Annotated in this window: 10 protein-coding genes; all 10 read right to left on the bottom strand. The window is 60.1% G+C overall.

Annotation, left to right across the window (positions count from 1 at the left end):
• Window positions 1-7 precede the first annotated feature (7 nt).
• Genes AABB31_RS10420 through AABB31_RS10375 form a run of 10 tightly spaced genes read right to left on the bottom strand, consistent with a single transcriptional unit; the run spans window position 8 to window position 14,431 of the window.
• Window positions 8-520 carry a hypothetical protein gene (locus AABB31_RS10420; protein ID WP_342078203.1) on the bottom strand — a complete coding sequence of 171 codons (513 nt, stop codon included), beginning with the start codon at window positions 518-520 and terminating at the stop codon, window positions 8-10.
• A complete protein-coding gene (locus AABB31_RS10415) occupies window positions 517-1,263 on the bottom strand; it encodes a hypothetical protein (protein WP_342078204.1) in 747 nt (248 codons plus the stop codon). Before AABB31_RS10415 ends, AABB31_RS10420 begins: the two co-directional genes overlap by 4 nt.
• A 38-nt stretch (window positions 1,264-1,301) precedes the next feature.
• Entirely contained in the window at window positions 1,302-2,036 is a 735-nt protein-coding gene (locus AABB31_RS10410) for a hypothetical protein (RefSeq protein ID WP_342078205.1), read from the bottom strand.
• A gap of 20 nt (window positions 2,037-2,056) precedes the next feature.
• Window positions 2,057-3,628 (bottom strand): SUMF1/EgtB/PvdO family nonheme iron enzyme, encoded by a 1,572-nt coding sequence (locus AABB31_RS10405; RefSeq protein WP_342078206.1) that lies wholly within the window; start codon window positions 3,626-3,628, stop codon window positions 2,057-2,059.
• Entirely contained in the window at window positions 3,625-4,821 is a 1,197-nt protein-coding gene (locus AABB31_RS10400) for an FtsX-like permease family protein (RefSeq protein ID WP_342078207.1), read from the bottom strand. Before AABB31_RS10400 ends, AABB31_RS10405 begins: the two co-directional genes overlap by 4 nt.
• Window positions 4,818-5,558 carry an ATP-binding cassette domain-containing protein gene (locus AABB31_RS10395; protein ID WP_342078208.1) on the bottom strand — a complete coding sequence of 247 codons (741 nt, stop codon included), beginning with the start codon at window positions 5,556-5,558 and terminating at the stop codon, window positions 4,818-4,820. The genes AABB31_RS10400 and AABB31_RS10395 overlap by 4 nt, the downstream gene beginning before the upstream one ends.
• A 3-nt stretch (window positions 5,559-5,561) precedes the next feature.
• Window positions 5,562-7,457, bottom strand: a complete 1,896-nt coding sequence (locus AABB31_RS10390; protein ID WP_342078209.1) for a vWA domain-containing protein — start codon at window positions 7,455-7,457, stop codon at window positions 5,562-5,564.
• Window positions 7,458-7,483: 26 nt separating this feature from the next.
• Window positions 7,484-8,608, bottom strand: a complete 1,125-nt coding sequence (locus AABB31_RS10385; RefSeq protein WP_342078210.1) for a hypothetical protein — start codon at window positions 8,606-8,608, stop codon at window positions 7,484-7,486.
• 4 nt (window positions 8,609-8,612) lie between these two features.
• The gene (locus tag AABB31_RS10380; protein WP_373635722.1) at window positions 8,613-11,276 is read right to left on the bottom strand and encodes a virulence factor SrfC family protein; all 2,664 of its coding nucleotides are present in this window, start codon (window positions 11,274-11,276) and stop codon (window positions 8,613-8,615) included.
• Complete coding sequence (locus AABB31_RS10375) at window positions 11,273-14,431, bottom strand: virulence factor SrfB (RefSeq protein ID WP_373635721.1); 3,159 nt, start codon at window positions 14,429-14,431, stop codon at window positions 11,273-11,275. Before AABB31_RS10375 ends, AABB31_RS10380 begins: the two co-directional genes overlap by 4 nt.

Below are 14,431 nucleotides of genomic sequence, written 5' to 3'. Positions count from 1 at the left end.
TTGTGTGCTAGAGCAGGTCCAGCGCCAATTGATCCAGCTCGGCCTGTCTGCGTTCCAGCAGGGCTGCTGTATCGGGATCAACCCCGTCACCGGCGCTTGCGATATCAGACCGCAGGTTGCGTTCCTGATTGATGACCGATTGGACCTGCGCCTCGGATGCATTGCCGCTTTGGCCGGCCTGTGCGATTTGGCTGACAAGGTTAGCCTGTTCCGCGTTCAGGCTGGCAAGCCGTTGCGCAGCGGCCCGGCGTTCGCCGCTAAGACTGGCGGACAAGCTGTTCAGCCTGCTTGCCTCGGCCTCAAGCTGCCGGCCTTCCAGGCGCAGCCCCTGCAATTCCTGCTGCAGGCTGTCGATGCAATCGCCATAGGACCCGCTGAGCGCATTGCCCGCCAGATTACCTAAAGAGGCAGAGCGATTGGCGTTTCCGCAAGCGTCCTGATTTGGGTCTGTGCAGGCGGCAAGCCCTGTCAGAACGAACGCGGCAACAATGCCTGTCCCCTTGATGCCAATAATGCTCATGCCCGCACCTCGGCTGGTGCGCGGGCGATATTGGCCAGCATCCGGTTTTCTTCGGACCGCAATTCGTTGATCCGGGCCTGCTGTCGCGCACGTTCCTGGCGAAGCTGCGCAGTGCTCAGCCCTGCTTGCTGGTGACGCTGGATCGAGTTGTTCAGCGCTTGCACGTTCTGTTCCGCATCACGGCGGATATTGCGGGTTGCGGCAACATCCTGCTGCATACCGGCAAGCTTGGCCTTGTAGTTTGCAGTCGTGACTGAGCCATTCGCAAGGCCCTGGTTCAGGGTCGCTATCTCCTGGCGCTGATAGCTGACAACGCTTTTGGCGGCACTGACACTGCGGCTGAGGCGGGCATTGTCCTCGCGCGCGACCTGAATATCCTTGCGCAGGGTCTCTTGGGTGCCCTGGAATTCCGCGTCACGGTTCGTCAGATAGCCACCGACAAGATACCCACCAACAACCGCCGTCGCCAATAGTTGGTTGCGTTGTTCATTGGTGCAGCCCCTGATCTGGCAGCCGATCAGCACGGTTGCGACCGATACGCCAACGGCCTGAACGCGCGCCTTGGCATAGTCGCGCTGCCGGGCTGACAATTCGCGTTGTTGTGGTGATTGCCCCGCCGACCCGCCGCTGAGCGTGACAAGATCAGACGCAAGATTATTCGTGCCACCCTGACCATCGGGCGCACAGGCAGCCAGCATCGCAGTCAGCGCAAGGCCTGCGCCTAATATCCTGAATTTTCTCATTTCTATCCCCATTATGAACTATTTATATGTTTCATTGATTATTGCGTTGTTTCGCTGCGCAGCCGTTTCGTTGCGGCGCGAACACCTGATGCATAGCGCAGCGTGTCGCGGGCGGCTGCGGTCTGGCGCTGGGCCAGATTGCGGTAGTTGATTGCCAATTGCGGATCCGGGATGCGGGCCGCGACGCCTTGGGCAGTGCGGCGCATATTGTCAGCCTTACGCGCGACCACGGGAACAAGCGTGAACAGCCGGGCCTCGCGATCTGCATAGAGGTCGGCCCAGGCAGCCCTTTGCGCGGTGGTCGCGGGGGGCTGCGTGCCTGTCAAAGCATCCGCATCCCGCCGGGCGATAAAGGCCATCGCCTGTGCGACGGATGCCAGCTGTTCCATCTGCACGGTTTGCTTTTGGGCATATTCAAAACCACGCAAGGCCTGCCCGCGCGAATTGGCGATATCCGGATTGACCGGTGATGTGTTCTGCAGGGATGATTGCGTGCCATTCAGCATCACCTGCGCCTCGAAACCCTTTGGGCAGTCACGTATCTGGCATGCAATGATGGCCGCTGCGGTAAACGCCGCAACGGTCTTGAGCGCTTGTGTCTCGTCCAGTGACGTGGCCAGATTGCGCAACTCGCGGTCAATCAGGGCGGGTGTCGGGACCTGTGCGGCGCGCGCTGTCGGCGGCGCAATGACCGCGCCACTTTCGTCATATGCGTTCGGGGCGCATGCAATTGTGGCGGTCAATGCCAATGCGATGCCGGTCATGCGAAACATAAAACCCTCAAAACAAATACCTATGGCCGCAATGCCAACTCGATAAGCGCGTCGGCGGAAAGGCCCTGATTCTCAATCAATACATCCAAATGATCGCGTAATTTGACCAGCAGGTCCAGAAATTCATCCCCATTGCGGCTTTCCAGTTCGGATCGGTAGATGGTGAATGCGGTTTCAACCTCTGCGGGTTGCGCATCGGCCAGCAGGTTCAAGCCCCGCGCATAGGCACCAACCTGGTTGCGGATGGATTGGGTGACATCGGCCAACAGCGCCTCGAATTGCGGCATGCTGGCGATGATCTGATCGCGCGCGTCAATTGATACCTGATCGGTCTTGCCCTCCAGAAACGCAATATCGGCGAGGTCCTTGTCGATCCTGTCCTGGATCGAGACGGCCCGCCGTCCCTGAAATCGGATCATCGACAAGGTGGTCGTGGCAAGTTCCAGCGTTGCATTCAGCTGACTTGCCCGCGCGGTGCGCGCCGCGTCCTCGGCTGTTGCAAGGTCCAGTACGACAGTTTCAAGCGCCTCTGTCTGGGTCGGGTCAATGCTTTCGTCGATCATGTCGATCAGGATTGTAATGGGCGAGTCGACCTCGTCAGGATCACCTTCAAACCGGGCACGCCAGTCTTCGCCGATCTGCTCTGCCCCGGTGCGGCCCAATGCGGTTGCCCCGATCACCAACCGGAACCCGACGGTTTCGGGGGCCTGTGCGGTGCCGCGGCGGGTGTTGTAGAACGACCATTCGGTGCGGGCGGCGCTGGTCAAATCACCGGGTTCCGACAGGTAGGACCCGCCGCGCGTGACCATACCACCGATCTGGCCATGGGTATGCCCCAGCGCATTCAGCCGAAATGGTTCCAGCATCATCTCTTCAACATTGCCAAGCATGTCAAAAAGCCCAAGCGGGTTCGGTGCGCGCGTCCCGACCGGTGCTGTACCGTCGCCCCCGAACTGGGCGTAGAATGACAGATTCTCGTCCATCGGATGCCGTAGGCCCGTATAGTCGAGGTCGTCAACTGTCTCGCCCCCACGGGTCGCAAACTCCCATTCGGCCTCGGTTGGCAGGCGCAGATATGACAGGCCGCCATCGCGCGGCTCTGGCAGGCTGTCGGGCGCATTGGCCAAGAGCCATTCGGTATAGATCCGGCTGATATCCTGCGCCTCGAACCAGGACACGCCGGTTTTGGGCACAGTCATGATCGCGGATGGCCGGAAGCCGCAATCGGGGTCGGTCAGAGCGCTGTATTGCAGTTCCGTCAGCTCGTACCGGGCCAGAAAGAAGTAGGTTTTCGTCGGCTCATTCCCCTGGAATGGTCCGCGCAAATGCTCGCGCCGCAAATAATTCCGATAGCCGTATTGCGTGCTGGATTCCCCGTGGCGGAGCGCCTTGTCACTCAGCCGGTCATTCCCATCGACAAAAACATCAACCCGTTGAAATGCCATCGCGCCGCCGCAGGGCATCGGCAGGATCAGATCGGGTTCATCGGCCTGCGACAGACTGCGCCCCCGGTCATAGAAATTCGGCTGCCAGGTGATGTCTGCCGCAACCGGACTGGCCAGGCAGGCCAAGGCAAGTGCAAATCTGATCATGACTGGTCCCTCAATATGATGGCAGGATCAACGGAAAAGAGTTTTCGGATGGCCAGCGCGCTGACTAGCCCGGCCAACAGGATGCCCCCCAGAAGCAGCAGCGCGATATCTGCACCCGGCAGCCGCATTGCCACGCCCGGGCCGCCACCTGCCTGCAGCGCATTGGCCAATGCGACCAGCCCCACATAGCATAGCAGCGACAGCAGCAGCCCTACCATGATCGTGATCAGCGCAGGGGCGACCGGGAACAGCACCATGTCCTTGCGTGCAGCACCCAGCAGCATGACCGTGGCAATCGCCCGCCTTTTGCGAACAACCGCGTTCACCAGCGACGCGGCAAGTGCGGCTGTCACCCCCACCGCCCCGACCAGCGCGATGATTGCAAAGGCCCTGGCCAGATATTGGACGGTCAGCAAGGTGCCTGCGATCTGTGCGGCCTTGGAATTTGTATTGCGGTTCAGCATGGCCTGTATCTGGCTGGCGACAGGTCCCACATCGGTAAGCTGATCGACCGTGACCCGCAGGCCCTCATATGTGGTGATCCGTTGCGACAGGTCCCGCCCTTCGGTGATCCCGAAATCAGGGATCGCAAAACCCTCGGCAAAAGCCTCGAGCTGTTCGGCGAATGTGAGGGGGACAAGGATGGCGACGCCGTCCAGCGCAGCCTCGGGCAAGACCGCGTCGATGATCAGGCTGGTCCGGGCCTGTCTGGATCGGCCGGGCGCGTCGGTTGCCACGGTCAGGCTGTCGCCGGTTTCTGCGCCAAGGGCTGCTGCCAGACCAGCGCTGACAATCACGTTGGTCATGGTTGGTGCCGCCAACGCCCCCAGTTGCGGATCACCGGCGCGGGTCGGAATAATCCGGGCGTTTGAAAACCGGGTGCCCTCTGCCAGTTTCGCAATCATGAAATCATTGCGGCTGCGGTTTTTTTGGATGGCAAAGGCCACGCCGTCGAGCGCTGCGACGGCATCAAACTGCGCGTCAGAGACAGCCTCGTTGCCGGTGGTTTCGATGTCCAACAAGCCAGGTTGCTGGTTCAGCCGGTCAAGCAGCCCTGCGGTCAGCCCGTTCTTGGCGCCCAGAACCGCCAGCAACGGCACGACAATCCCAAGGATCAGCGCAAGATTGCAAAGCAGCTCAAGCCGGTGATGCAGCATGTCCCGCAGGGATAATTTGAGCACCAGCGCCTTCATGCAGCAACCGATTGGGCATGGGGGATCAGACGGCTGATCACGTGATCCTCGTTTCCGCCAACGGCACAGACCCAGCGGGTCAATCCATGCCCTCGCGCAATTCCCATATCGTGCGTGGACAGGATCAATGCCGCATCTTGCGCCTTGGCCAGTTCGACAAGCAGACGCACCGCCACATCGCTGCGCTGCGGGTCAAGCGGCGCGGTCGGCTCATCGGCAATGATGATGGCCGGGCGATGGGCAAGGGCGCGGGCAATGGCCACGCGCTGGCGCTCACCAACCGACAGGCGACTGGTGGCAGCGTCAATGGCCTGCGTCAGGTCCAGCCGATCCAGCAGATAGGCCACAAAATCGGTGTCGGTGATCCCGTTCATCTGCTGGCTTAGCATGATATTTTCGCGCACAGACAGAAATGGCAGCAATTCGCCCGTTTGCGGCACAAACCCAAACCGTTTGCGGCGCAGAAAGGCCAGATCAGTATCGCCGCCCGGGGCGTCCCAAAACGGGACCGGGGCGATGTCGCCATCTGGAAAATGAAACACGATGGCGCTGCCATCATCCGGCCGGCGGACAAGGGATAGCGCCTCGAGAAACAGCGACTTGCCCGAACCGCTGGGGCCTGTAATGGCCACGGCCTCACCCGGTGTGATCCGGAAATCATCTGCCTGCAACGTGAACACACCTGCGGCATCCTGCAGGCTGACCTTTAGCGCGGGGCAGGTGATCAGCGCCTCCATGAGTTAGGGCAGAAACTCTATCGGCAGGGCGGTGACCCATTCGCTGTCTGGCGCACCCTCGTAAAGCGGAACCCAGACATCGGGGGTTGTCAGCCACCGTTGATAGCTGCGTTTCTTGGAGTTCAGCCCGTCCAGAATCACCCGACGCTGTCCGGGGTTTTCAATCCAGAAATCCGCGCTCATCCGCAGCAACTGGCTGCGATAGGGAAGATCAGACAGGAACTCTAATGCGTCGCCTGATCGTTCTGCCGACGGGTTGATCACGCGCTCGGGGTTTTGTGCCAGCCTGACAATGGCCTCGCGAATATTGGTGTGAAAATCCTCGATATCGGTGTCGTCCTGAAAGGTGTTCCCGATATTGTAGAATTCGTCCAGCAAGTCGGCCATCGTTGCCAACTCATTGCGGGTGACCAGAAGGCGGAAGGACATCGCCTCGCGGCGCGGATCATCGACCCCCAGCTGCGATACCCATGAACGGACGATATCGGGGGCGGCGGTTCCACGTTGCTGGCCCAGATAGCGCAGCCGCAATTCATTGCCCAATTCCAGCAAGGCCGTGCCAGTGTCATCGTCGGATTGTTCCGGTGTGGCGCCATCCGCGCGCAAGACCTCATCCTTGACGAAGGTGACGATACGGTCCGTTTCGGCGGCCAGCGCATCGGCACTGCCACCTTCGATCCCGGAATAATGGCTTGTACCGCCAAAGCTGGTCAGAATGTCATACTGCGTTTCGGCCAGTTGGTGATTGGCCTCGCCCGCGGTCGCGGTCTTGAGGTGAATAGCAATGATGCCGGTTCCCAGCGCCTCTGCCGTGGCCTGCAAATCCTGCGCAGTGAAATCGTAGGTGTCGCGTGCATTGGTGCCGCCCGATTGTCCGGGCAGTTTTGGGGCCGCATCCGTGATCAACACGATGTATTTGCCGCCAAACGGGCGCCCGCCACCGGACCAATCCACATCCTGCAGCGCATAGCTGACGGCAGAGAAGCTGTCTTCGCTGACCCCGGGGCTGGAGATACCAGCATCTTCCAGTCCACCCAGCGTATCCACGACAATGGTCTGATCGGCCCGCCGTTCCAGCGGCAAGACCTCGCGGACCCGGTATTCCAACGCATCATAATCGCCGCTGGTATCATCGCGGAAGGCAACAATCCCGAAATTCACTCGCGATCCCACATCGGATCCTGCGATGCGGTTGACCAAATCCTGAACCTGGGCCTGCACGACCGGGAAATGCACATCCATGGACGCGGTTGTGTCGATGACAAAGACAACGCCCACATCAAACGGGTCCGCAAGGCCCGCACCGCCGTCGCTTTCTTCCAGCGGGATGGTGGCAACTTCCATCATCAGGTTTCGTTCGGCGGAAAGCGGGTGCAGGTCCTCGGTGAAATCAAGGATTGGCATGATGTAGAAATTGCCCTGAATATCAATGAATTCTGGGGGCTCGACACCCACAATCCCACGGCCATCGCGGACAGAGCCTGCGTCGATTTCCGTGACCAGCTGAGGGTGCAGGTCAATCACGGCCTCGTGGTTCATCAACCAATAGAGATCATCAAGCGTATCAAACATGATCTGCCGGGTGCGGTTGGCGGGGTTGGTAAAGGCCGCCACGATATTCTGGTTCCAGTCAACGACATCCTCGACCTTGACCCAGCCCATCGGCTCGCCGCTGGCGGACCGGCCGACCTGCAGCCATGCGGCCGTGCGCTCGAATACATAAAGCGGCTCGAACGGGGTGAACTGGCTTTGGACTGCCCCGTCCTGCGCGTCATACAGGCTGACATCGGGCCGGGTCAGGACCCTTTGATAGACGGTTTGCTTGCCATCGACCAATAGGGGGGCGGCCTCGGCGAAAGGCGCCGCAAATGCCAGTCCCGCGGCCACAATCGCAGCCATCAAGGGTCGTGATGCGTGGCTGAAAATCATGGTACACATAGCTCCTGTCGGTCCTGGATCAGTAGAAAGTCCTGCGTGTCAGCAGTGCCGTCGCAAAGCGGACCAAGCTGTGCGGACAGGTCTGTCGCACCGGCGGCCTGCGCCCGCCGGTAGTAGTCAAACGCAATCGCCGCATCGTCGGAAAGTGCCAGGCCAAGGCGCCCCTCGATAATGGGGTCGTCGACAAAGCCGTTATAGACGTCACCCAATGCGGCAAGCGCTTCGGCTGATCCGCCGGCGGCGGCGCTTTCGATGACGCGCAACGCGAACTGGTCGTCGATGGGCGGCTCGCAATTGCCCTCGTCAGACAGGTCGGCCAACTGCACAAGTGCGGCCAACGGACCCTGCGGGAAATTCGCAGCATAGCTGACGCTGCAATTGGTTTCCTCGGGTGGGCGAAGCACCGGTCCGCCATCGCTTGTCTCTGTTTCCGTCGGGGGCGTCGTGTCGGTATCGTCGGTACCATCCGCATCGCGCACGAACATGAACCAGTAAACCACGCCCGCAATCAGCAACAGCAGCAAAATGCCAAGAATGATCCAGGGCAGTGGTGATCCTTTGCCTGTGTCCGGCTCGGGCTCCGGCTCGGGTTCAGGTGGCGGCGGTGTCGGCGGGGCGGGTGTCGGCTCCGGCTCGGGTTCAGGAGCAGGTGGTTCTGCAATGACCTCGGGCTCTGGCGGTGGTGCGACCGGCGCATCCTGCGTTTGCCCCACAAGGTCCTGTTGCGGGGGTTCTGTGGGTTCTGGTGGGCGATAGATCGTGCCATAGGGAACGGCGGATTCGTCCTGCAAGATGTTTTCGGGCCATGTCAGGGTGGTCGGGTGGCCGCCGACCTCGACCTTGACGCTGGTGAACCCTTCGACCCGATTAACGATCTCGGGGCCGATGCAGAACTCGATCGCATGTGGATCCTCGGCCTGCAATATCTCGTAGGGGCCAAAATCATGGCTGTCGGGCTGCCAGTCATGTTCGCCAAGGTAGCGTTCCATGAACATGTGATAGACAGAAATCCGGGCGGTCTGGGACAGGCCAAGCGGGTTTGACACCCTGACAATGGCAAAACCGCCCGAGGGATGGTTGGGCGAGGGGTGCAGCGTGACTGAGTTTGACATCTGACTACTCCTCCTCACCTGACAATTCATGCAAGATCGCCCCAAGCGCGCGATTTTGGGTGGAATTGACCTGTCCGCCACCAAGGAATGACGCGTTTTCGACGAACGCGTAATCCAGCGCATGGGCCCAGTTCTGGAAGAAATCCGTCAGCGTCGGGCGCGGGGTCTGCGGCAGGTCCATGACCGACGACCTGACGGGTCGGGGTGCAAATACGGTGACCGCGTCGGCACCGGGGTCATCGGGATGCGGTTCGATCACGGGCCGATCAGTGGGGGCTACGTCCTCCAGACCCAGGGTCGTGACAAACCGGTTGAGCCGCTCGCATGCCAGCAGTGCCGCAGGCCGGGCCTGACCATCCAGGGTCAACCCATAGCCTGAATCGTCCAGTTGCTTGCGGATCGCCCCCTGCAAGTCGATACGGCGGCTTGCCTGCACCATCTCGGCCGCGAGATCTGTCATTGCCTCGCGGGTCAGCCCGTAAGTCTTGAACAATTCGCGATCCCGCTTGAGCGCTTCAAGCCGGTCGAACCAGTTTTTCAGAACAACCTGTGTCTGAAACTCGGCCCGGGTCATTGTTTGCAATTCGCCAGCGGGTGCATCCTCGGCCGGGGGTGGGGGTGCGGCCTGGCCACGACGCGGCAAAAGCCGGCGGGTCGACGATTCTGTCGCAGCTGATGCGCTGCCTGCCGCATTGCTGATCCTGATATTGCCGGGGACTTTCGACATCTCATCCACGACGACGTCGGAATCCACCATCATTTCGGCCAGAAACTGCGCAAAGTTGCGGCGATCCAGCGATGTCAGCAGCCCATCCAGCACCGCATCGGCGGCCCGTTGCTTTTCCTTGCGCCGTTTTTCGAAATCGTCGGAAACATACATCGGGCGCAGGGTCGAGGCGACGCTTTCCTCAAGTGCGGCGACCTGAACGTTGATCTGGTCCAGCTTGCGATCAAGCTTGCAGACCGGGCGCAGGTTGGTTTTCAGATAACTGACCCCACCGTCATTGGCGGTCATAGCGGCATCCCACGCGGCTTCGGGATCGGCGAAATGCGCTTGTACCAGCGGTGCGGACAAGCAGCCGTTGCGCAGTTCGGCCAGACGACCGGCCTTGTCGGGATTTGATGTTTCCAGCCAGGGATCCTGCGTGCGGTCATAGGTAAAGAACGGCTCTGCGGGATAATTGGGGTTTCGCATCCAGTAGCAATTGTTGAATTTCTGCCCCGGGGTCCATTCGGCGATCCAGTCACCGGACCGGAACCCTTTCAACAGGGATTCGTCCACCCGTTTTTCAAAGCGGAATGAATCCTCGCTGGCCGCGGCACTGTCCACCAGATGATTGTCAAAGAATGTCATGACAAAAAACAGGATGCAGGCGGCCTGCTGGCGCATCTGCGGGGTTGCCCCCTGGGTCAACCCGATCCAGTTTTCGATCAGCCGGGGCAGATCAATCGTATCCATATTGCTGTCGCGAATGCACAGCAGCATCGCGTTGATCTTCTGGTCTTCGACATAGCGATCAAACAGATAGGCGACCTTGCCGCGCAATAGCAGACGGCCAATGCCGCCTTCGGGGTCGACGAATGTCCGCTCTAGCGGGTCGGAAAAGCGGTTCCGGGCGCCGGGGAAATCCAACAGATCGGTTTGCTGGAACATCGGATCAGGCAGATCCTGCATCGGCAGGACAAATTCTGCGGTCAGCGCCGAGACGACACTGCGTTGCAGGCTCATGGTCTGGCCATCGGGCAGCGACAGTTCCAGCATGGAGGTGTCGTCTTTATCCAGCAGATAAAGCTGTGCAACGTCGATGATAGAGCTTTGGCGCGGCACAAGCGCGGCCATCGGCGCGTAGGCCGTCGTTGCAAAACCAATCTTGCTCAACCCCTCGACAAGGCGCTGAAAAACTTGCGTGAATTCCTTGTGGTTGCCCCAGACAATCGCAAAGAAACTGCCCAGATCGGCAAGCGGCAGGGCAGGCGCGATCTTGGCCGCCTCGGGCCAGAAGGGCGCAAGCGCATTGGCGTAGGCATAGCTTTTGAAATTGCGCTCGACATAGTCGGCAATTTCCCAGACATCATCTTCGGTCAGACCGTTATTGGTCAGCCCGCCTGCCTTGGCTCGATCCGCAAATTTGCCCACATGCGCGGCGATGTCGCTGACTTCGGGGGATTGTTCGGACTGGTCGCCATCCATGAAGAACGTGTTGCCAATGGTCTGGACCATGTCCGAAACAGTCAGCATCTGCAGCATGATCGGATAGCCCGCCGGCGTCTGGCCCCGTTCCATCGTGAAACGGGTTACAAGGCCTGTACTTTCGCCCTCGCCGGCGGGGTTGATGTCGCGAATATAGCTCAGCGCGCCGTCGGGATCGTTGAATGCAGAAATCAGCGGTTTGTTCTCGGGGCGTGCCAGCACGGATACCAGAAAGGATTTGCCGTTCTGCGAGGGGCCAAAGACGCTGACGGCCATATTTGTGCCTGCCGCATCGCGCAGCTTGCCTGCCCTGCGGATGGACCGGCGAAAGTTCCGTTCAATCGACTCGCGCTGAACGCCGACCGTTTCGGCATTCTCCTCCAGCTTGACCCAGTCGATGCCCGCCTTCGTCTGCTCGATGAATGTGTTGCACCGTGCGATCAGGGCGGTTTGGCCGTCTGTTTGTGCCTCGCTCATTCCCCAACAATCCCCGTATCCAGCCAATAGGCGGTTTGCAGCCCCATCGTTTGCAGCCCCAGATGCACGTCATACTTGCTTAACTCGTCGCCGATCCCGTCGAACACCTCGTCGACGATAAACGCCTCTTGCAGGGCCTCGATATGCATCAGTTTTTCGAGCGACATGTTTTCTTCTTCATCCTCGGTTTCGGGCCGGGCCAGAATGACCCGCAACGGGGCCGGACGCGCGCGTGCGGCATCATTTGCAAAATCGAGTTGATAAAGCGGCGTCGTCGTCCAGCGTTCAAGCGGGAGCTGCCGGAACCCGATTGGGCGCGGATTATAGAGGTTCAGTTCGGCGCGGGTATTGGCCTTTTGCCCGGCCGCGGGATTACCGGGGTGAAACAACACATTGGCTTGCATGATCTGGCCGTTATTTTCCATCGGGCCGATATAGCGGGCGGTTGAACGCATGCGGTAAGCCTCGGTCTGGACCTTGAAATTCGGCATGCGACTGCCCGACAGCGCAATCAGCATACCGCCAACCGCAACGGTGCTTTTGGGATCATCAATGCGCTGGGTGATCAGGTTTCTGTAAGGATACCAGCGATCCGTCCGGTAGGTATGCATGGACACAATGCGGTCGGGGGGAACAACCATCGCCTCTTCGACCATGGCCCGGACCACCGGCAGGCGCGAGGGCCGCCCTGTCAGCAGCACGACGTCGGCGCCAAGGTGGTCGATCACCTCAAGCATGTTGTCCAGCGCGCCGTGAAACACATCACGCACGACAGTGTCGATTGCGGTCACGGTGGTCGAGAACTCCAGATCCTGCAGGGTCCAGTTCGGCGCCCCTTGTGCACGCATCGGCGTTTCGAGGTAGTCGCGGACGGTTTCGGGCACATTCAAAAGCATGCGCGGTTCCGGCACCGGGGCATCGGGCGCCAAATTTTCCTGCGCGGCCAGCTCTGCCGCGTGGTTTGGATCGGGGGATACACCCAGGATATCATTGACGGATGCCACGATATCGGCGTCATCGGTCGCGGTCTCAGCCGCCGAAATCAGGGCAACCGCAAGGGGCTGCAAAACACGCAAGGTGAACTGGCGCCGCTTTTGTACCTGCTGGGCGTCGATCCCGCCCACATCACCCGCGAACAGCTCGCGCAACCGGCCTGCCACGTCGCGACCGCCTGCCGCCTCGACCGATGCGGCCAGTTCCGGCAGCACGATATCGGCGACGATCTTGCGCACCAGATCATCCCCGGCAATCCGGAACCCCTCGCGGAAGGTCTGGTGTGGGTCCAGCACCGCGTTGTCCTTGCCGAAATATGTGGTGATCATCAGGTCGGTTGTCCCACCCCCGATATCAATGCAGGCCAGCCGCATGGATGGCTGCACCTCACCGGTGACGTGATGCCTGCGACGGGTCCCCTTGAGGTCGAGATAGGCGTCAATCTGGCCGTTCAGCCGCTGGGCGATCTCAGAGTAAAGATAGACCAGTTGGGTGCAACTTGCCTCGTCCCATTCGACAATCAGTTCCGGTTCGATCGAGATATTCGAACTGCCCTTGGCGATCCCCAGCCGCTTCCAGACCAGTGACAGGGCCGCATTGGTGCGTGACCGGATGATCTTTTGCTCTTGAACTGGTGTGGCAGTGGGCAATGTCAGGATGATCCGGGACAGGCGCCGGGGCAGGTTTGTCTGATATCTGCGCAAACGGCCCGCAGGATCATTGATCTGGATCAGGGCCTGCGAGATCAGCTCGCACAGCATGAACGTATAGACCGAAGAGCGCGAGAACCGGGGCCGGATTGCCGAGGCAAGCGATGTGTCTTCCTTGCGCCGCAACCCTTCCTTGATCTCGCGTTCGACCTCGGCCAGTTCATCGCCCGCCTCATTGAGGTAGAGCATGATCGCGCGCGCGTTGCGGGGCAGGTTGTTGGGGTCGGTGTGGTTATGAAACCGCCAGTCCTGACGTGTCGGGGCGGTGTCCCAAAGGTAACGCTTGGGCGAGGAAAGCCCCGACGTCGTCTCTGTCCCCATTTCGGCCTGGGTCAGGCGCTGGGCCTCGGGGCCGACGCGTACAAAACTTGGCCACAAAAACCCGTTGCCCCGCCCGGAAAGCGATGCATAACGATCTTTGCCGAAGGTCAGATCAGCAAATTCGACCCGGCTTTCGATTAGCCCCGAATAGGTGAATTCCGGACGCGACAGATCGCGTAGCTGCAGCGGAAACGAGCGTGTCAGGTCAACTTGGCTGCCATCGGGGAAACGTTCGATGAAAATCCCGCAGGTGCGGCTGTTGCCGATATCTAGAACCAGATCAACCTCGACCGGCGGCACCGCATCGCGCGGTGACACGGTATCGAGAAACCGGATTTTCGGAATATCGACCGCTGCATCAACCGTCGCCAGAAACTGCAAATAGCGCGACCAGTGTTCGAAATGATACTTAAGCCTGTCTTCGCGAAAGACCCGGTCCATTTCGGCGGCTTCGCGCTGTTTGAAGTCAATGAACAGCTCGCGCACCCAGTCCGAGACCCAGCGCTGATGATCGACGGTGAGGTCGGGCCTGGCCTCGGATGATTGCGGGTTGCTCAGAAACCAGGTGACCGCACTTGAATCGCTGACGAACCGGAACTCGCGCGGGTTTTTGACGTCATCCTCATCAGGGGCCACAAACCGCTCGGCCGCATTTTTTGCACCCAGCATCGTGTCGAGCGCCAGATGCACCCGGTGGGTGTGGCCCGTCTTGGGGTCGGGTTGTTCCAGTTCCGTCACCCGAACGCGCGCCCATGATGTGGGGCCGGGATCATAGCGCTCGCCCAGCTTGATCCCCTTGTCACGTTTGATGCGCAAGACGGGGACGGGCACCCAGGTATTCAGAAACGGGGCAAGGGCGCGTTCCTGATCAATCGTGTACGGATCGGGGTCATCTTCGGCCTTGGTGTCGATGATCTCTGACGCCTCATCAACATTGGCCGGCAGCGGGATCAGCATCCGCTTGGTCATGTCGCCTTCATGGCCGACGGTCTTTTCCAGATAGCGGCCCTTGCTGGCCACATCATCCATCTTGAACCCGAAATCGAGAATCTGAATGCCTGAGAAAGGTACAATCGTCACCTCATCCTGCCACTTGGGGAGGTCTGCGAGCCCTTCATTCTTGTCAAACAT

Origin of the sequence: Yoonia sp. SS1-5, from assembly GCF_038443705.2 — a bacterium.
Lineage (GTDB): Bacteria > Pseudomonadota > Alphaproteobacteria > Rhodobacterales > Rhodobacteraceae > Yoonia > Yoonia rhodophyticola.
The sequence above is the reverse complement of the archived record's forward strand: the minus strand, read 5'-3'. Positions and strand labels throughout refer to the sequence as shown.